18 protein-coding genes and 1 pseudogene are annotated in these 18835 nt (G+C 37.4%); 18 read left to right on the top strand and 1 reads right to left on the bottom strand.

Annotated elements, in window-relative coordinates; translation table 11 throughout:
- Positions 1 to 85 precede the first annotated feature (85 nt).
- Entirely contained in the window at positions 86 to 394 is a 309-nt protein-coding gene (locus tag ACIP9C_RS14885; RefSeq protein ID WP_401011839.1) for a hypothetical protein, read from the top strand.
- An 823-nt stretch (positions 395 to 1217) separates the two neighbouring features.
- Here ACIP9C_RS14885 and ACIP9C_RS14880 read toward each other — a convergent pair.
- Positions 1218 to 1487 carry a hypothetical protein gene (locus tag ACIP9C_RS14880; protein ID WP_401011837.1) on the bottom strand — a complete coding sequence of 90 codons (270 nt, stop codon included), beginning with the start codon at positions 1485 to 1487 and terminating at the stop codon, positions 1218 to 1220.
- A 407-nt stretch (positions 1488 to 1894) separates the two neighbouring features.
- On the opposite strand from ACIP9C_RS14880, the gene ACIP9C_RS14875 reads away from it, so the two are divergent.
- The 17 genes and pseudogenes from ACIP9C_RS14875 (at position 1895) to ACIP9C_RS14795 (ending at position 18615) form a co-directional block, all read left to right on the top strand.
- The gene (locus ACIP9C_RS14875; protein WP_401011835.1) at positions 1895 to 2500 is read left to right on the top strand and encodes a recombinase family protein; all 606 of its coding nucleotides are present in this window, start codon (positions 1895 to 1897) and stop codon (positions 2498 to 2500) included.
- A gap of 520 nt (positions 2501 to 3020) precedes the next feature.
- Positions 3021 to 3146: pseudogene (locus ACIP9C_RS14870) on the top strand (purine-nucleoside phosphorylase); the annotation flags it as partial.
- Between the two features lie 511 nt (positions 3147 to 3657).
- Positions 3658 to 4098 carry a hypothetical protein gene (locus ACIP9C_RS14865; protein WP_401011834.1) on the top strand — a complete coding sequence of 147 codons (441 nt, stop codon included), beginning with the start codon at positions 3658 to 3660 and terminating at the stop codon, positions 4096 to 4098.
- A gap of 414 nt (positions 4099 to 4512) precedes the next feature.
- Positions 4513 to 5061, top strand: a complete 549-nt coding sequence (locus ACIP9C_RS14860; protein WP_401011832.1) for a hypothetical protein — start codon at positions 4513 to 4515, stop codon at positions 5059 to 5061.
- Positions 5062 to 5602: 541 nt separating this feature from the next.
- The gene (locus tag ACIP9C_RS14855; RefSeq protein ID WP_401011830.1) at positions 5603 to 7231 is read left to right on the top strand and encodes a PucR family transcriptional regulator; all 1629 of its coding nucleotides are present in this window, start codon (positions 5603 to 5605) and stop codon (positions 7229 to 7231) included.
- 260 nt (positions 7232 to 7491) lie between these two features.
- Complete coding sequence (locus ACIP9C_RS14850) at positions 7492 to 7677, top strand: XapX domain-containing protein (protein WP_401011829.1); 186 nt, start codon at positions 7492 to 7494, stop codon at positions 7675 to 7677.
- 71 nt (positions 7678 to 7748) lie between these two features.
- The gene (locus tag ACIP9C_RS14845) at positions 7749 to 7910 is read left to right on the top strand and encodes a XapX domain-containing protein (protein ID WP_172771582.1); all 162 of its coding nucleotides are present in this window, start codon (positions 7749 to 7751) and stop codon (positions 7908 to 7910) included.
- A 199-nt stretch (positions 7911 to 8109) separates the two neighbouring features.
- Entirely contained in the window at positions 8110 to 8787 is a 678-nt protein-coding gene (locus tag ACIP9C_RS14840; RefSeq protein WP_401011827.1) for a cysteine hydrolase family protein, read from the top strand.
- Positions 8788 to 9017: 230 nt separating this feature from the next.
- Complete coding sequence (locus ACIP9C_RS14835; RefSeq protein WP_401011826.1) at positions 9018 to 9992, top strand: oxamate carbamoyltransferase subunit AllH family protein; 975 nt, start codon at positions 9018 to 9020, stop codon at positions 9990 to 9992.
- The gene (gene fdrA, locus ACIP9C_RS14830; RefSeq protein ID WP_401011824.1) at positions 9952 to 11505 is read left to right on the top strand and encodes an acyl-CoA synthetase FdrA; all 1554 of its coding nucleotides are present in this window, start codon (positions 9952 to 9954) and stop codon (positions 11503 to 11505) included. Before ACIP9C_RS14835 ends, fdrA begins: the two co-directional genes overlap by 41 nt.
- Position 11506: 1 nt before the next feature.
- Complete coding sequence (locus ACIP9C_RS14825; RefSeq protein ID WP_401011822.1) at positions 11507 to 12940, top strand: YlbE family protein; 1434 nt, start codon at positions 11507 to 11509, stop codon at positions 12938 to 12940.
- The gene (gene arcC / locus ACIP9C_RS14820) at positions 12933 to 13868 is read left to right on the top strand and encodes a carbamate kinase (protein WP_401011821.1); all 936 of its coding nucleotides are present in this window, start codon (positions 12933 to 12935) and stop codon (positions 13866 to 13868) included. The genes ACIP9C_RS14825 and arcC overlap by 8 nt, the downstream gene beginning before the upstream one ends.
- A 58-nt stretch (positions 13869 to 13926) precedes the next feature.
- Complete coding sequence (locus ACIP9C_RS14815) at positions 13927 to 14340, top strand: cupin domain-containing protein (RefSeq protein WP_401011819.1); 414 nt, start codon at positions 13927 to 13929, stop codon at positions 14338 to 14340.
- Between the two features lie 652 nt (positions 14341 to 14992).
- A complete protein-coding gene (locus ACIP9C_RS14810; RefSeq protein ID WP_401011817.1) occupies positions 14993 to 15727 on the top strand; it encodes a metallophosphoesterase in 735 nt (244 codons plus the stop codon).
- 635 nt (positions 15728 to 16362) lie between these two features.
- Positions 16363 to 17055 (top strand): FadR/GntR family transcriptional regulator, encoded by a 693-nt coding sequence (locus ACIP9C_RS14805; RefSeq protein WP_483869672.1) that lies wholly within the window; start codon positions 16363 to 16365, stop codon positions 17053 to 17055.
- Between the two features lie 4 nt (positions 17056 to 17059).
- On the top strand, positions 17060 to 18301 hold the full coding sequence (locus ACIP9C_RS14800; protein ID WP_401011814.1) for a CynX/NimT family MFS transporter: 1242 nt from the start codon (positions 17060 to 17062) through the stop codon (positions 18299 to 18301).
- Positions 18302 to 18453: 152 nt separating this feature from the next.
- A complete protein-coding gene (locus ACIP9C_RS14795) occupies positions 18454 to 18615 on the top strand; it encodes a hypothetical protein (RefSeq protein WP_401011812.1) in 162 nt (53 codons plus the stop codon).
- The last annotated feature ends 220 nt before the right edge of the window (positions 18616 to 18835 follow it).

Here is an 18835-nt window from a genome sequence, read left to right as displayed (position 1 = left end):
CTTTAAGGGTAATTAAAGAATTTCAATAAACTCCCTCGAAAGAAGTTGGATATCGTGTGGCTTACAGTAAGATTAGTAAGGTTTTGTGAGAAATGCTGAAATTTTATGTACCCAAAGACTCTATATAATAGCAGGTTCAACGACAAGCGCATTACACCGTTATGATGGCTGTGGATTAGATAGAGGGCTACAAATTAGAAGTGGAATAAAAAAGAAGCCTGCTAAGGAGAAGAAGCACCTTAAAGCAACGGTGATGGAGCATAGAGAGCCATTAGCAACTATGTATTTGGAGCATCGTGAGGAACTGTTTAGCGTATTACTAGAGCCGTCATGTGCCACAGAACAGCACTGTGACGCATCGAGATTTGTTGAGTCGCACAGTTGGTCACTTTGATTCATCTCACAGTTGATTCAATGGACTTTCTTGTGACCGTTGAGAACATAACAAAAGGACTTGCATTTATGAGGAATAATCATAAACACAAGTCCTGTTCTTATTGAAATATAGCATCCGTAAATTTTACAATTTTCAACGCTAAAATTTCCCAATAAATAATCTAGAACTCTTTAATAAATGCATTTAGTATAAGAGCCAAAATCGCTAATACAACACAAATATTTACAATAAATATACTGATTTTGTTATTATTTTCATCTCCCTTACGCTGTTGTTTTATCTTTCTATATAAACCTTGAACCTTTTTTTGCACTTAGATTTTATCTTGCTTATTTTGGCTCAATTATTTTGCCTCCTTTTTTAATTATTATTTTTTCTAAATAAAGGTATTTCTTATAACTAGGAATTCATGATTAATTGCGTTTCAGAAAATAATTTATTTGCTGATAAACTAAATTGCTCTGTTGGTTGGTTAACTGAATAATCAGTCGTTTGGTTTAGTGTAACATATTTACAAATAATGGTGCGAGTTGAGTGTGTATATGACTGATAAGAAAGATTGACTGCTACCTCGAAGCGATTAGAAAGAAGTTAAATCGCTTCAACTTTGAGTTAAGCTTACAGTGACCATAGCACCTTGTACACGAGATTGTGAGCGTTGATAGGGAAGAGGTGGAGTTATCTAATAGTTGCTACAAAGCTGTTTGTGGAGCTACAGCAGAGATAGAGGAAGCATAACAAATGGACTTGCAGATATGAGGAATAATGATAAATACAAGTCCTGTTCTTTCATGCTACAACGTGTATAAAAATCTATATATTATTGCTTACAACACGAATTGGCTTTGTCAATATCCCTTTCTCTTACAAACACAGACCCTTGATTATCAACTACATAGTCTATATTATTTTCATCTAACTTCTCTAATAATGTTTTTTGCGACTCTTTTGTTAAATTTTCAAATTCAGCAAAAAGAGTTACTGTTCCTTCAGTGAAGGTGCCTCTTCCTTTTTCTAACTCATCATGATTGCTACATCCATTCAGTATACTCAAACTTAAAATAATACATAAAAAGTGTTTAAATTTCATAAATTCCCCACCTAACAATCAGTTGTTTGGTCTAGTTTAACACATTTCCAAATGTTGGTGTGATATGCGTGTAGCACTAACGAGAAAGATTGGCTGTTACAAAACTAACGAGACGATAAGGTCTAAACTGCTAATAATCCTATCGTTAACTTATCCTAGAAGAATCGCATCATAAACCTGTATTAATTGCACCGATGGATAAATAAATGAAAGAAAAGTAATTAATATGGGGAAATGTTCTGTTTATTAAAGTGAATGATTAAAGATGGATATTTACAAAGAGAAGTGTGGGTGTTAACGATGGGACTATCAAACATTAATGGTGTCGAAACTTAAAAAGTATTGACACCGAAAGTCCGATGCTGTAATATCAAGGTATCAAACGGTGTCGCAATTAAGTGTCATAAGTGAACGTGAAAAGAGGAACTGAAATAACAGTATATGGATATGCTCGTGTATCAACTAAGGGTCAAGAGCTAGAGGTACAAATTGAAGCATTAGAGAAAGAGAATGTGGAACACATTTACAAGGAAAAATTTACAGGTACTTCAACTGATAGACCACAGCTACAAGAGCTAATTGAAACATTGCAAGCAGGAGATAAATTGGTGGTAACTAAACTAGACCGTTTAGCAAGAAATACAAAAGAGGGAATTGATTTGGTAGAATCCTTATTTGCAAAAGGAGTAAAAGTACATGTGCTTAATGTTGGTCTATTAGAAGATACAAGCATGGGGCGGTTCTTCTTGACAACTTTACTTGCTGTTGCTGAAATGGAGCGTAATATGATTATTGAACGCACACAGGAAGGCAAAGCGATTGCCAAACAGAATCCAAACTATCGTGAAGGTCGTAAACCTACATACACAAAAGCACAGCTTGACCACGCTATGAAGCTTAAAGAAACTCATTCATTCTCGCAGGTTGAAGAAGCAACAGGAATTAGTATGAGTACCTTGAAGCGTGAAGCAAAGAAACGCAAAGCACAAGAAGTTGTAGAGGATAGCAAATAATTGACCTAAGGTGCATCATTTACAAAAAGTAGATAAAGCATTGATTTATAAGGGTTTATCATCTATTCAATAACTGTAAATTGACTGTAAAATCTCTCTTTTACTTAGTGTTGAAATTGGGGTCAATGGGTGACTGTGAGTGCGACTGAGCCACCTGTGAACGCCTGTTAGTGTCCCTGTGTGCGACACTAGAGGTCGAGATGACACATTGGTCAGTGGAGGTCAAAGTGTGTCAGGCGGACGATTGGTGCGCTACATTGCATGGGTGATAGAGGGGGTACTTTTCCGATATTGAGATAGGGTATCTTCTTATATATATGTGACCTGTTGCACTCACACGAATTGAGGTTGCTATTGAAACGACATGATTAATATCATTACGATGGAAAATATGTCCCCTAAAAAATAGGGGACTAAAAGGGACTAAAATTTTTCTTGTTAAAGTAAAATCGCTATACAGCTTTTGTATATTTAGCGTGAAAGTAATGAACCTTTAAAAGTATCATAAACCCTGTCATATCAAGCTCTTTCTGTCTTAACAGTAAGTGACCACATCATTACAGGCGAAGTAACGACTTCTGAAGAACGTCAAACAACCTTCAACGACATGATCGTTGTTGCTTTAGAAGCTGCTATTCAAGAGTAGTTGATATAGCAAGGGTTTAAAGCAAGCATAAAACAATAAGCATAAGTGCAACCGACTAAAAAGTGACCATTTTTTAATGGAATCGAAAAAGTCGGTTGCTTTTTTTCTTTAAATGGATAGGTGCTATAGGCGACAAAAAGGAGACATTTACAAGATGTCGTCGAACAAGTTACTTGCCTTTATATTGTTCCGCTTTGATAAATGACTGTAGGTATTGAGGGTTTGTTTATTATCCGTATGCCCGAGGTGTCCTGGATAAATATATTTCTTGATCTCTTGGTTTTGGTGTTCCCAAGAAAAAAATGTTTAGTTTCTTTACGATTGACCAATTAGCTATTTATTTTTTTAAACAGTTATGAGTTTGAAATCCTCTTAAAATCGCAGGAAGATAAATCAATTATATTGGAAAAAACTATTGTCTTTGTTGTATTAATATTTATGATTGTTAAAGTGATTTGTGTGTAAAATATTGTATAATGAGGTGCGTAATTAGAGAATAGGAGTTGGTTTGTTGTCTAAAAAAATAAATGTTCGGTTTGTCATCTGTTTTATTTTTGTAATGTTTTTAATGGGCTGTATAAATAAAGTTCCGAATAAGTTTGATTTAAAACAACTCACTAGGATAGATATTGAAGAGGTTAAGGCAGATGGTAGCTATGGAGAATCTCTAATGATTACTGAAGAAAAAACATTGGAGATCATAAGGAAAATATTTAAACAAATTAAATGGGAACCAAATGTAGAATCTAAAATGGCTAGAGAAAAAGATATAAAGGCAACACTATTTTATAAGTATGATGAAAATATGCCTGAACGATTATTTGAATATCAGATTTGGTTCAATCAAAATAATGATACAGCTACAATTATTAGCAATAATGAAAAAGAAGGCTATGGAAATTTAGATAAAGAAAATGCACAGGCATTAGAGAATATTTTACTAAACAAGTAAAAGAATAGGGAATCACTACTCTCTTATTTGTGATTTTTTAAATGTAAGCTCTATTTAACCTAGGTGCTATACAATATAGGCGGGAGAGTTAAAGAATTTTATGAACTCAAATTGTACGATGATAATAAAGTTGTTTAAAAATCCTTCTTTCACTCCCATGAAAAAACGTAATAAACTATTATTTTCTGTTGTATAGTGTTGATTTTCTGTGACATGGGTAGCTAGCAGGGCAGTCTAGTAGAAGAAGGAGTAATTGGAAGCAATATAGAATATAAGGATTAATACAGAGCTCATGGTTTTACCCCTGCACATCGAGACGGGGGGACGGTATTATCAGAAAAATGTTCTTTCAAGTGACACTACGATTTCATCAAGTTATATCCCTTGAAAGAAGCGAAAGGAGTAGAAATACACATGAAAGAACCAGCTGAACTACTCATTGAAATGCTTGGCCAACCGTATAATCCCAGGAATGTTCAAGCCTTGCTGCAATCATTCGGTGTCAAAAGAATGCCATCTCCGAACAGCTATTTCAAAGACGATATTATCTGGTCTGTGAAAACATCAATCCGTTTCGATATTTATCGCCCACCAAAAATAAATGATTTGACTGGACTCAATTATACAAATCAAGACGAATGGATCATTGGTGCCATACATTTTCTTGCGCCCGGGTCGGATGACAGAATTAAAGCTCCGTTTTCCGGAAAGCTTTCAAAGGGGATCACGATGAGCTCAACACCAGAGCAGTCGATAAAGGTATATGGTCAACCTGAAATGGATGAAGACTGTAGTTGGCCTGGATTTTCCGGTCGAATATTGGCGTGGCGCAAGCCAGGCGTAAATATCGCAATTGAATATGCGAACAGTGAAATCGGAAAGGTCATGCGAAGCTACACGGTCTGTCTAATTGGTTGCATAGGCGCATGGCGAGACGATAATCCAGAAGTCTTTGCGCCTTGATTCAAGGTCGACATCGCTGCGGCTGCTGATGGCAGTTTGCTCGCTATCTAATAAATGGTTAACATAGAAAACATCGCAACGATTTGATAATTTGATGCAGAAAGCGGAAGAAGAGAAAGCTGTCTGTTTTCCTAGCGGAACTATATTAAAACGTTGGAAAGAAAATGATTTTTTAACAGTTGAGGAAGACAATAAACTACTTCATTTGCTCTTTTTTTTATGCATTTGAAACAAAGTTTAATAAATAGAATCATCAGTGACTAAGAATGCTTATTTGATAGGCGTCTTAGTCTTTTTTATCGATATATTGTAAAAAATTAAGGATTACAGCCGTTAGTGATAAGTAGGGGTCCGTCCTCGTATTCGTGTTATAATTAAAAAAATCTTGTTTCTCGCAAGAGGTATATTTTAATGAAGTTTCGGGCGGTGAATTCATTTTCCTCTCAATCACCGCAACCATCCATAATAAAACTGTCACGCAAAGCATTTGACATAAAAACCGAAAATATGGGAACATTCTTCCCTCGTTTGGAGTGATATTATGTTTATTACTATATGTGATGTATTAAAAATGGAAGGGTTTGAAGACGTAAAAGTGATTGCTGGCGATTCCGGTTTAAGCCGCAGAGTTGAAAACGTGTATTTTATGGAAGTTCCCGACATTTACGCATATATCGATCAACATGGCTTACTGCTTACCACATTGTATCCTGTTGCGGATAAACCGAAGCATATTCAAACATTGATTCCAAAATTGGCAGAAATGAATGTTGCAGGAATAGCAATCAAACCAGGAAGATATGTCGCTGAAATTCCCAAAATTATGGTGGAGCAAGCTAACGAGCTTGGGATTCCGTTAATGCAGCTCCCCGATGGTGCAAACTTATCAACGCTTGCCAATCAGGTACTGACAAAGTTTTTAGACGTAAAGACATCTCTGTTGGAATTCCGAAATAAGATGCACCAGCAATTGCTAGAGCTATTATTGGAAGGTACTGATGTAAACAAGTTCGTTCTTTCTATTGCGAATCTCGTTAACGCTCCTATCCTGCTTCTAAACAATGATTTTGAATATGTTCGGTCGTCTATACAAAAAGAACAAGAAATATCAATTCATCGCAAGCGATATAATTCGGGTTCAAGCAAGAGCACGTTTTCCGTTCAAGTGGGTAATGCTATTTATGAAAAAAATGATATTTTTATTCAGTGCATTTATGCTGGAGGCAACGAGTATGGCTTTTTAGTCGTTTTGTTGGATAAAGAAAAAAATCTGACAGAGGACATGATTATTGCCATCGAACAGGCATCCTTTATCATTGCTTTTTTATTTCAAACAGAGCAAACATTGCTTCAAAAAGAAAGGAATCATTTAAGCAGTTTTGTCAGGGACATTTTTCATAATCAATATTCCTCTCAAACCGAAATGATTGAAAAAGCGAAAGTATTTAAATGGAACTTCCAATTCCCATTTGTCTTGGTGAGCATCAAAACAAATGAGAAAGAAAGCGAAAAGAAATTAGCAATATTCCACAAAATGCTCGATTCAGGTCTGATTGAAAGGTCTGCTTCAAAAATAGTCGATGTTCCTATAGAAAATTGCAAGGTTCTTTATATTAATGACTCTTTAGTATGTTTTATCAGTCTTGTATCAGAAAATAATGTTCGGCAAAAACTCCAAAATCTAGGGGATGTGATTCTTTCACTGTTTGAGAAGTACGGTAATCTTGGAGTCAGCATTTCCGATACAGTGCACCGTTTTAACCAGATTAAAGAGTATTACGACAATTCAACATTAGTATTTCAAGTGTATAAAGAAAACTTACAAAAACAATCCTATGTTCATTTTTATGGTGATATCGGCTTGTTCCGCCTTTTTCATTACGTTGAGAATCTTTTCATCCTAGAAGATTTCGTAACGGAGAAATTAGGGAAAGTGTTCGAATATGACAAAAGGAAGAATACTAACCTTATAGAAACCCTCAGGTACTACATTAAAAACAATACAAATGTGCAAAAAACATCAGAGGATATGTTTGTTCATTATAATACGATGCGCTATCGGATAAATAAGCTGAAAGAACTTGGAATAGACGGTGAGGATGGATTTGAATTAACAGAAATTGCATTGGCCTACCAATTGCATCAATACTTGCAACTGAAAAAAGGGTAAGGGTGGGGAAATCTCAACAGACTTCACATTAGACATTGTCTACAAGACAATGTCTTTTTTTTGTAAAAAAGACGTTCCGCTTCGTAGAAAGTTGCCAATTAAAAGTGAAATAAATATCAACTTCTTACAATGATTAAACCGCTTTCAAGTGCTATTATTTAGGTATTAAAGGATGGAGGTAATCATTATACAGCCGTCATAGAAAAAAGATTCAAGTAATAGGTTTTTGTTTACACTTTGGGATACAAGGAGTGTTTAAAATGCGTGACTATCTTTTATCTTTAGCAGGTGGTTTGATTGTAGGCATTTTATTTTCATTAGTTAAGTTGCCGTTACCTGCCCCTCCGTTAGTTGGAATATTTGGAATGGTAGGTATATTTTTAGGAGGTGTACTAATGGATTCTCTTTTCAAATCTCTTAAAGAAAAGAGAAAGGTGAGTACATAAAAAAATTAAGACTGTATGTTTGGTTGCTATGTTTTTGATATATACATCCCACTTAAAAAGGAGCAAGTAAGATGTTGCAGATCGTTCTATCTTTAATTGGAGGTTTACTAGTAGGCATATTATTCAAATTCATCAAGCTGCCAGTTCCGGCGCCTCCTCTTATCGGAATTGTCGGGGTAATAGGAATCTTTCTTGGCGCAGAGTTAGTAAACGCTGTCCTTCATCTTTTCTAAAAAGACATTAAATCCTCCTTCCTTTATTGTCTAATCGTTTAAAAGATTAACGTATGGAAGTTTGTGTATATCTTAAAATAATGGACTATAGTTTTTTCTGTATTTTATTCAGTATAACAAATAGAATCCTTGTAAAAACGGATTGCGGGTAGTAGCCCATATTCATCTATTTTAAATTACATTTGAGAGGGAGATTTACATGAGTAAAGTATATGCAATAGACGCGAAACCTTATAGTTTTGAATTTGAGTTAGAAAAAACTGCCCTAATTATTATTGATATGCAGCGTGACTTTTGTGCACCTGGCGGCTTTGGCGAGAAACTGGGGAATGATATTACGCTAACACGCGCCATTATTCCTACCACTCAGACTGTACTGGAAGTTGCACGTGAAAAAGGCTTGATGGTGATTTATACCCGAGAAGGGCATCGACTAGACTTATCGGATTGCCCGCCAAGCAAACTGAAACGCGGCAGCAAGCAAGGTGCAGGCATCGGTGATGAAGGCCCAATGGGAAGAATTCTTATCCGGGGTGAATATGGTCATGATATTGTGGATGAGCTAAAACCGCTTGAAGGTGAGATTGTTATTGACAAGCCTGGGAAAGGCGCTTTCTATCAAACAGATCTTGAAGTGATTTTGAAAAATAAAGGCATTACACATTTGCTTGTCGCTGGCGTAACGACGCATGTCTGTGTGCAAACAACCATTCGTGAAGCGAATGACCGTGGATTCGAGTGCTTGTTACTCGAAGATTGCTCAGCGGCATTTGATCCAAGAGACCATGAAGATTCCATTCATATGATTAACCAACAAGGTGGCATCTTTGGGTGGACAACATCTTCTCAGAATTTGCTTGCTTCACTATGTAAATAAGGAAAGCAACTTTCCGCCAGATAAATCCATGAAATTTTCTATTGTTGAATAAAGCATTTGAGGGCATGCTCTATTCCCATATCCATAGCATGCCCCTATATACCTCTCAAACGTATTCTGCCCCATGATGATAAGTAAGAAGTCCGAAAATATTTATTATTGTTGTATATAGGGAGAACAATTCTCGGTCGTTTGCTGAAATTGTCAATCTTGAAAATTTGGTGATATCAATGGTTAGAACTTATACAAGTAAAATCAATCAAATGGACGGCCGTCTGCTTGAATGGTTACGCCACCAACCGATTGGCGAACAAATCGGAGCAATCCACAGTGTTTTCGATACGGTGGTGAATTTTATAACCGAAGATGGTACCCTGCTCTTTTCTTTGGCAAAAAATGAGGTGGTCCAATCACCAGGAATGATGAAAACCTTTGAAAATGTCTATTTTTCAGAGATGTGCTCAACTTTAAAGTCGACTAAACAAGTTTGTTTAGTTGATTATTGTCTTTTGAAAATTAGTGATTGGCAATGGGACTTTTCTAAAGCGGTAGTTTGGAACAGAGCAATTAATCCACCTAGCAAAGCTAAGAAAGAAACAACCTTATCCAGTTTGCAGTTGTTGAATCATTTCATACTACATAACGGAGCAACAGGAGGGGTTTTCCCAGCATGGAAAAGCTTCACTTATCCAGATTGGGAAGTTTCTATTGCCACAAGGAGAAATATTTACTTTTCCAATTTTATGGAGGGGTTTAACCAATTAGAGCGGGAAATCAAGGCGGATAAGCTTGATAAGTCTATTTTTAAGTTTGCTGGCCTTGGAATCGGGCTGACTCCATCAGGTGACGACTTTCTAACAGGGCTGCTGGCCACTTGGCAGTATTATGATGAAGCCTATCTATACAAGAAAGTTGAAAGTCACATCGCTGAATGGCTGCAAAAGTTGAAAGGAAGAACAACCACAGTAAGCTATTTTATGATAAAGCAATGCTTAGAGGGGCAGGTCAATGAAGCTTTGCTAGATGTATTGGAGAACTTGGACAATAATCCAATTCCCCATTTACAGCGACTTGTTGAAATTGGATCAACCTCTGGGACAGATATGCTGATTGGTGTCAGTGTGGCATACCAACAGCTTTTAAATTATAAGGAGGGAAAACATAATGGCATCAAAAGTATTGATAGAAAGAAACGCCTATCATGACTCGGTAACGTTAATGTCATTATCTGGCAAAATGAATAGTATCGAGGGTGTCGAACAGGCAGTTGTCACGATGGCCACCCAAATGAATAAAGAATTGTTAGAAAATATCGGATTGTTAACGGATGAGGCAAAAGAGTCCACAGGAAATGATTTGATTATTGCGTTGATTACCGATACAGATGAGCGTGCAGAGGAAGTGATGGAGCTCATCAAGTCAGAATTAACATCCAAGAAGGCGAAAAAAGGAAAAGACAAAGATCAAACAGCAAAAACTTTAAATTCTGCGCTGAATCTTATGCCAGGTGCTAACTTGGCAATTATCTCTGTTCCTGGAACATATGCAGTGCGAGAAGCTAGTCTAGCCTTAAAAAAGGGCATGCATGTCATGCTGTTCAGTGACAATGTCAGTATCGAAGATGAGAAATTATTGAAGGAAACAGGCAGAGACAAAGGATTATTCGTCATGGGACCAGACTGTGGGACAGCCATTATCAATCGCAGTGGACTTTGCTTTGCCAATAAAGTCAGCGAAGGAGGCATTGGACTAGTCGCAGCCTCCGGTACTGGGCTACAAGAAGTGACAGTGCAAATCGACCGCCTTGGGTTTGGCATTACACAAGCGATTGGCACAGGTGGTCGAGATCTCCATGAATCAATCGGCGGTATTATGATGCTTCAAGGGCTTAAAGCATTAGAAAATGATAAGAAGACAAAGGTCATCACACTAATTTCTAAGCCGCCTGCCCCAATTGTTCAAGATAAAATTCTTGCAGAAGTAAAAAAATGCCGAAAACCAGTTGTAGTCTGCTTCCTGGATGGAGATGCACAAGCAGTAGAGGCAGCAGGAGCAACTTTTTCACCAACATTAATTGATGCTGCCCGAAAGTCTGTTAAATTGCTTGATCCACAAGCAGTTATTGAAACTGAAATTACGGAAGGTGTTCAAAGATGGATTACTGCAGAAAAAGCAAAATTAAATGATTCCCAACAGGACATTCGCGGATTATTTTGCGGCGGTACGCTGACGGCAGAAGCTTTGTCAATTATTCGATCTACAGGAAAAACTGTCAAAAGCAATGTAGCAAAGAAAGTGGAAGAGAAACTTAGCGATATTACCCATAGTGTAGACCATACGTTGCTGGATATGGGGGATGACGAATTTACAAAGGGTAAACCTCATCCAATGATAGAGCCCTCACTTAGAAATGACCGGATTCTTCAAGAAGCAAAAGACCCAAAAACCGCCGTCTTATTATTGGACTTTGAATTGGGATTTGGTGCTCATGATAATCCAGTAGGTGTGACGCTCGATACGATTAGATTAGCAAAGGATGAGGCCGCACAAGCAGGAAGGTACTTGCCAGTCGTTGCCTATATTTGCGGAACTTCCAAAGATAAGCAAGATTATCAGCAGCAGCAAAAAAAACTTCAATCTGTTGGTGTTTATGTGGCTGACAGCAATGAAATGGCAACGAGAATTGCAGCAATGCTTGTGGAAAAGGAGGTCAATTAAATTGAGTACGCTAAATGCGCTTTTTAATCAGCCATTACGAGTGATTAACATCGGAACGTCCAAATTTAAAGAAGATTTGGAACTGCAGGGCATCGAAACAATTCAAGTTGACTGGCAGCCCCCAGCAGGAGGCAATATGCAACTACTCAAAGCATTAGATTTCTTTCAGGACAATGAAAAAGTGGAAAAGGCAAACCAGGAAGCCATTCAACGCATTAAGGATGCCCATCCTTTCTTAATCGATATTGAGCAGGCTATCGATGTCATTCCAAGTATGCACAGCAAAAAAATACTGCACTCTGGACCTCCCATCGCCTGGGAAAACATGGCTGGTCCAATGCAAGGTGCAATTATCGGAGCCCTCATTTTCGAAGGAATGGCAGCGAACGAGGAAGAAGCGAGAGCATTGATTAATGCTGGAGAAATTGAATTTGGCTCATGCAATGAGCATTCAACAGTTGGGCCAATGGCGGGCATCGTCTCGCCATCCATGCCAGTGCATGTCATTGAAAACAGAACACATGGAAACAGAGCATATTGTTCAATTAATGAAGGTCTAGGCAAGGTGTTGCGTTTTGGTGCTTTTTCTAGCGAAGTAATTGATCGGCTAAAGTGGCTGCGCGATGTTTTTGCCCCTGCATTGAAAAAGGCTGTTGTGCTAGCAGGTGGAATTGATTTGAAATCCATTACTGCTCAAGCTCTTCATATGGGGGATGAATGCCATAACCGTAATAAGGCGGCAACAAGTCTTTTCTACCGAGAGATTGCTGATTATTTCATGCAAATCGATATCGAGACTGACACATTACGAGAGGTCTTGCGTTTTATCCAAAACAATGAACACTATTTCTTAAATCTGTCCATGCCAGCATGTAAAGCTGCACTTGATGCAGGGCATGGCGTTCCATATTCCACTGTTGTCACGACAATGGCCAGAAATGGTGTGGAATTTGGCATTTGCATTAGTGGGCTAAGTGAAAAGGAATGGTTTACAGCACCTGCAAACTTTATCAAAGGTTTATTTTTCGCAGGGTATTCTGAGGAGGAGGCAACTCGGGATCTAGGAGATAGTGCCATTACCGAGACGATGGGAATTGGCGGATTTGCGATGGGCGGCTCCCCTGCGATTGTTCAATTTGTTGGAGGAGAGGTAAAAGACGCCATTCAATATAGCGAGCAAATGTATGAAATTACGGTAAGTGAAAATAGTAATTATTCCATTCCAACTTTAAACTTTCGAGGTGCTGCCTTTGGAGTTGATGTTAGAAAAGTGATTGAAACAAACATTCTTCCAGTCATTAATACAGGTATAGCACATAAAGTAGCTGGAATCGGGCAAATTGGCGCGGGCATTGTCCACCCTCCTATGGAATGCTTCGAAAAAGGCTTCCTTCGTTTCTATAAAGTTTATGGAGAGGGCGCTGCAAATGAGTAGAATATTAATAGCTCTTGGAGGAAATGCTCTTGGCTCTACGCCTCAGGAGCAGCAGCAATTAGTACACAGTGCAGCAAAACCGATTGTCGATTTAATTGAACATGGCCATGATGTAGTTATTGCCCATGGAAACGGGCCACAAGTTGGTTCGATAAATCTTGCATTTGAAAAAAGCTCGAAGGAACATGCAAGCATTTCTAGCATGCCATTTGCTGAGTGCGTGGCAATGAGCCAAGGGTATATAGGCTACCATTTGCAAAATGCAATCCAAGAAGAACTGTTAAAGCGCTCCATCAATAAATCAGTCGCAACGATTGTCAGTCAAGTGGTAGTTGATAAGAACGATCACGCCTTTCAAAGTCCTACAAAACAGATTGGTTCCTTTTATTCAAAAGAAGAGGCACAAAGATTAATGGCTGAAACAAATGACATTTATATTGAGGATTCCGGCCGCGGCTATCGCCGGGTTATTCCATCGCCTGTTCCTCTAAAAATCGTTGAAAAAGATATTATTCAAGACTTGGTGAATGCAGGACGCATAGTGATTGCTGTTGGTGGCGGAGGTATTCCGGTAGTCGAAGAAGACAACCATTCCTTAATCGGTGTGGAAGCGGTCATTGACAAAGATTTGGCAAGCAGATGCTTAGCCGATGAGCTGAATGCAGACTTTTTGTTCATTTTGACAGCCGTCGAAAAAATCGCGATCAACTTTGGTAAGCCGAATCAGCAAAACCTTGATCATTTATCCGTTGAAGAGGCAGAAAAATTGATTAGAGAAGGGCATTTTGCACCAGGAAGTATGCTTCCTAAAGTCCAAGCAGCTATTTCATTCGTCAGAGGCAAGCAAGGAAGAAAGTCGATAATCACCTCGCTAGATAAAGCAAAGGATGCAATCCTTGGAAGGACAGGTACCGTTATTTTCGACTAACCGAGTATCGCATGAGGTATCGCATGGGCATGAAAATATCATATAAGGAGTGATTGGATTGACCGAAAAAAAAACGAAAGTGAAAATTGGTGATGAATTAAAGTGGAACGTATTTACAGAGCACCGCAAAGTCCATCACCAAGAGCTCCTAAGTGCCAAAGAGGCGGATGAACTGGGTGTAAGTGTCAGCTCGGTCTTAAGAGAACGCATTGAGGTGGGCGGAGCCGTATTGCCCCATTATCACGATGTGGCTGAAGTAATTCATATTACAAAAGGAAAAGTAAAACTCCTACAAAATGGTGTATGGAAATCCTATTATGAAGGTGACACATTCCTAGTTCCAAAAGGGGTCGTTCACTCTGTTGCTAATGACGATGTCGAACCTACCGAACAAATAAGCATCTTCATACCGGTTCATGAAGGAATCCATAACGAAAACTTCACATCACATATGGTAGACGTAGGAAATTAAATTGATATATACCAAAAAGAGCAATCCACAAATATATTCGGGATTGCTCTTTTGTTGTAACGTGCATGGCAATTGGCTAGTCGTTGAAAATATTAGAAAAAATAGTAAAGATTTTTTTGCATCTGAAAGGTTTGATGTTAAAATTCCCGCGCATCCGGTAATTAAATATTCTCGCCAATAGAAATTAACAAAACCATTTACAAAACCATTTGTTCGCTTGAGTATTAAAATAAGGCATAGTTTGATAAAGGTAAATCTATTTAAACAAGCATTTATTATTAAAAGTTTGAGAATATTTACATTACCATCCACCCAATACAACTTGATCTGGCAAGCTTGTAGCATCTTACACATATGACTCATGGGGGAACATTTTAACGCAAAGTGGTACAGATGACATGGACTCTATTAACCCATATCGTAATGATGATACAAAACTGTATTACTATAATCCAGATACAGGTTTTTTCTTATCATCAGATTCTGTGCAAAAAGCTGATTATAAATGGGGGAATATATGTTCAAGGGCCTGGGTGACTATTTATCGTCTCAGGTATCTCTGTAATCATTTATAATCGAAAAAAGTCGAATTTTGTAATATTCTTCTCTATAATGAAAAGTAACGCCTGTTATACTAGAAAGGATGCTTTTTATGACACGTATTTTAGCCATTAGTGATATACATGGGGAATTAGAACTTTTAGAAGAATTATTAATAAAGGTAAAGTTCGATGCTACACAAGATAATCTATTTTTGCTCGGGGATTATATAGATCGGGGACCTGCTTCATGTGGTGTGTTGAATATAGTTGCTGAGCTACAAGCCACTGGGGCACGTGTGCTAATGGGAAATCATGAGGCACTTATGCTAAAAGCATGTCGTTCAGGGTCTCCAAAAGCTTGGAATCATTGGACTGCACTCAATGGCGGGGATGCGACACTTGCTAGCTATGGCTATCATATGGAAGATTTTGAAGATGCCATTCTCACTAATACATTACCTAGTTACATTCAAACATTACCGAAGCTCGAAGAACATTTACAGCTTATAGAAACTTTTGAAACGTATATAGAGTTAGAAGATGCAATTTTTGTCCATGGTGGTGTTGTGCCGGGCGTAGCGTTAGCGGACACAGACCCCTTACGACTTTTATGGATTCGAGAGGAATTTCATACTGGTTATAAAGGCGAGAAAACGGTGATTTTTGGGCATACACAAACATATGAGTTACATCAAGACCCAACAAATTACGATGTTTATTTTGGTGACAATAATATTATTGGCATTGATGGCGGTGCTGTATTTGGAGGGCGACTTCACGCACTCGAATGGCCGAATCGTCAAATTATATCTGTTGAAAGTAAAAATCCAACAAGGTTAGAATAACTTGTTGGATTTTTTTTCGGTTTTACCTATATAACAGTTATCTTATAAACATGTAAGTGGCTATTCAGAAAAGTTATTGTATAAAATACATTCTAAATACTCTGGAAAAGTAGAGTGAGTAAAATCAACACGTATAATGGACTTATACTGAGCTACAAACTTAGACAGAGAATTAAATGTTGAGAAAATCGAAATTACAAAGCACAGCGCTACCCTCCAATGGGCGCACAAAGCCAAAAAAACTACCTGTTTTTTATAGGTGGTTTTTATTTATGATTTAATTACATGCTGCAACTAAATCATAGTAGATTTGTATCTATTTTATTTACTATTATAATTTGCTGTTTTCCAACATAACGAGGTCCATCTTTACTTTGCGTTATTCGTTCTACAAAATTTAAGTCATTTTCTCAATTCGGTACTATCAAAACTTAGAGCAGAGGATTCCCTCAAATTAATTCTCCTTTAAATTACAATTCGATATTTTATTCCTACCGTCAAGTTAGAAATTCATATGTGCATTTTACCTATATATCTCAGTAATGTTCATAAGAATGTACATCGGATTGACAACCCTTTTTCTTTATGTTAACTTTACCAATATACCAATCATCCTACAAATTTAAGGAGGCGTCATTATGATTCAAAAGACAAACAGAATGAACCTTGTAGAACAGGTTGCTTCCCAAATTGAGCAGTTAATTGAATCTGGAAGCTGGCAAGTAGGGGAAAGAATTCCTCCTGAAATGGAACTGATGGAAAAGTTTGATGTCAGCCGTAATACACTTCGCGAAGCAATTCGTGCCTTAGTCCATGCAGGATTACTTGAAACGAAACAAGGCAGTGGAACAACCGTACGCTCTGCCAATTCTCTTGGAGCAGCACTGAAGCGTTATGTAAAAAAATCAGCGTTGCTTGAAATCCTTGATGTGCGCTTAGCTTTAGAAAAACAGGCTGCCCAGTTGGCTGCTGAACATAGGACAGAAGCGGATTTAGCTAAACTTGAATCATATATTCAAGATTCGCTTCAAGCTGCTAAAAATAGTAATCGTGAACGCTTTATAGAATTAGATATTAGTTTTCATAAAGCCGTTGTAGTGGCTTCTAACAATCAGCTCTTAATTGATTTATACGAGCCACTGTTAGAAATCATCTACTCGTTTGTGGAAGATTTAATGACAATGAATGTGCCTTTTAAATTTGAAGAAGAACTTCACATTGAGTTATATACAGCCATTCGTAGTCAGGATAAAGTAGCTGCTGCAACCTATGTTGAAAACTATATGGAGGCATTAAGAAAAGTAATTGTTAAATTGATGGAGGAATAACAACATGAATAAGGAAGCCATATCATCCACATTAAATAAAAATACAAGAAATAGTTGGTTATTACTTATTGGTATAATCTTAGTGGGATCTAATTTAAGAGTGCCTTTAACTTCTGCTGGGTCACTTATACCTTTGATACGGGATGATCTTGGTATCAGTAATGCTCTTATAGGAACGATTACAACAGTGCCTTTACTTGCCTTTGCACTGCTTTCACCGTTTGCTCCAAAAATAGCAAATCGGATTGGCATGGAATTAACGATTACTTTATCCCTTATATTACTTATAATTGGTATTGCAATTCGCTCATTTTCAGGAATTTTCTCTTTATTTTCTGGTACTATTTTAATTGGGGTTGCCATTGCAATGGGTAATGTACTTATTCCAGGAATTGTAAAAATGAATTTTCCACAAAAAATCGGTTTAATGACTGGGATTTATGCTATATTTATGAATCTATTCGGTGCGCTTGGTTCTGGGGTAAGTGCACCTATTGCTTCTGTTGGTAATTTTGGATGGCAAGGTGCGCTTGGCATATGGGGAGTGTTAACACTCATTTCTTTATTGCTGTGGTTACCACAGCTTAGTAAACGACAAAAAGGTGAGAAAGTACAAGTTAAAGTAAATATAAAGAAAAAAGGTAGTTTGTGGCGTTCTCCACTCGCTTGGAAGATAACAATATTTATGGGTGGACAATCACTCATGTTTTATACTTTAATCACATGGTTACCAGATATTTTAAATATGAAAGGGTATAACTCAAATGCTGCTGGTTGGATTGTTTTTCTAATGCAGTTCTCACTTATTCCTATAACGTTCATTGTTCCCGTACTAGCGGAAAAAATGAAAAATCAAGTTGGTCTAAGTATTACAACGGCCATTCTGTTTATTATTGGATTAGCAGGGCTACTGCAAGGAAATTCTGTGCTTGTTCCTTTATGCGCTATCATTCTTGGAATTGCAGGAGGGAGTGCCTTCAGCCTATCCATGATGTTCTTTACACTAAGAACAAGTGATGGAAAAGAAGCCGCAGAAATGTCAGGAATGGCTCAGTCTTTCGGTTACCTTTTAGCGGCAGTTGGACCAGTGTTGGTTGGCACATTGCATGATATTACAGGTGGATGGTCAATCCCACTTATTTTACTCATTTTTTTATCTTTCGTTCTGTTAATTGTCGGAATTGGAGCAGGAAAAGAAGGACATGTTACAAATGATGTAGATCAACATCATACTATGTTGAAGTAGTAATCCTGACACGAATGTTTGGTGTTGGAATTAGCTGTGAAATTATTGCAGATAAATTATAAAAAAGAACAATGATTTTTCCATTTGAAAATAATAGTTTAATTGACTCGGGTATATCATTATTTTTCTATCGATAGAAAGGAGTATGTATTTTGGTCAAATTAATCATTAAAATACTTATTACGCTATTTGGTGCGATTGTAATTATTACAGACTTAAAAGAAAATACCACATGGTTATTTAGCTTTTGGATCGTACTCGCTTTGTATATGATTTTCGAAGGATTTTTTTCTAAAAAGAATAATGTGCAATAATGTTTATAGTGAACTTACAGGTGTTGAATTTAATTTACAAATGTTTTAAAAGCCTTCCACATAATCTGTGGAGGGCTTTTTTTTATATAAATAGGAAGGAGTGAAAGGGAAACAGACACATTATCGCTTATTTTATTGGCTGGTTTGACCATTATTTCATTTTCCTGATACTTCTATAAGTATTCATTTTTATAAATTTTTTTCTTTTTTTCAATAATAC

Origin of the sequence: Lysinibacillus sp. NPDC093210, from assembly GCF_044753985.1 — a bacterium.
Lineage (GTDB): Bacteria > Bacillota > Bacilli > Bacillales_A > Planococcaceae > Lysinibacillus.
Note: the sequence above shows the minus strand (reverse complement) of the source record. Positions and strands in the feature narration are given on the sequence as shown.

Bases quoted from the DNA above. Each gene is read 5' to 3' on its own strand.
- ACIP9C_RS14850 (WP_401011829.1), top strand. From the start codon at position 7,492: ATGCGTGACTATCTTTTATCTTTAGCAGGTGGTTTGATTGTAGGCATT.
- ACIP9C_RS14860 (WP_401011832.1), top strand. From the start codon at position 4,513: ATGAAAGAACCAGCTGAACTACTCATTGAAATGCTTGGCCAACCGTAT.
- arcC (WP_401011821.1), top strand. From the start codon at position 12,933: ATGAGTAGAATATTAATAGCTCTTGGAGGAAATGCTCTTGGCTCTACG.
- ACIP9C_RS14840 (WP_401011827.1), top strand. From the start codon at position 8,110: ATGAGTAAAGTATATGCAATAGACGCGAAACCTTATAGTTTTGAATTT.
- ACIP9C_RS14800 (WP_401011814.1), top strand. From the start codon at position 17,060: ATGAATAAGGAAGCCATATCATCCACATTAAATAAAAATACAAGAAAT.
- fdrA (WP_401011824.1), top strand. From the start codon at position 9,952: ATGGCATCAAAAGTATTGATAGAAAGAAACGCCTATCATGACTCGGTA.
- ACIP9C_RS14855 (WP_401011830.1), top strand. From the start codon at position 5,603: ATGTTTATTACTATATGTGATGTATTAAAAATGGAAGGGTTTGAAGAC.
- ACIP9C_RS14845 (WP_172771582.1), top strand. From the start codon at position 7,749: ATGTTGCAGATCGTTCTATCTTTAATTGGAGGTTTACTAGTAGGCATA.
- ACIP9C_RS14810 (WP_401011817.1), top strand. From the start codon at position 14,993: ATGACACGTATTTTAGCCATTAGTGATATACATGGGGAATTAGAACTT.
- ACIP9C_RS14880 (WP_401011837.1), bottom strand. From the start codon at position 1,487: ATGAAATTTAAACACTTTTTATGTATTATTTTAAGTTTGAGTATACTG.
- ACIP9C_RS14835 (WP_401011826.1), top strand. From the start codon at position 9,018: ATGGTTAGAACTTATACAAGTAAAATCAATCAAATGGACGGCCGTCTG.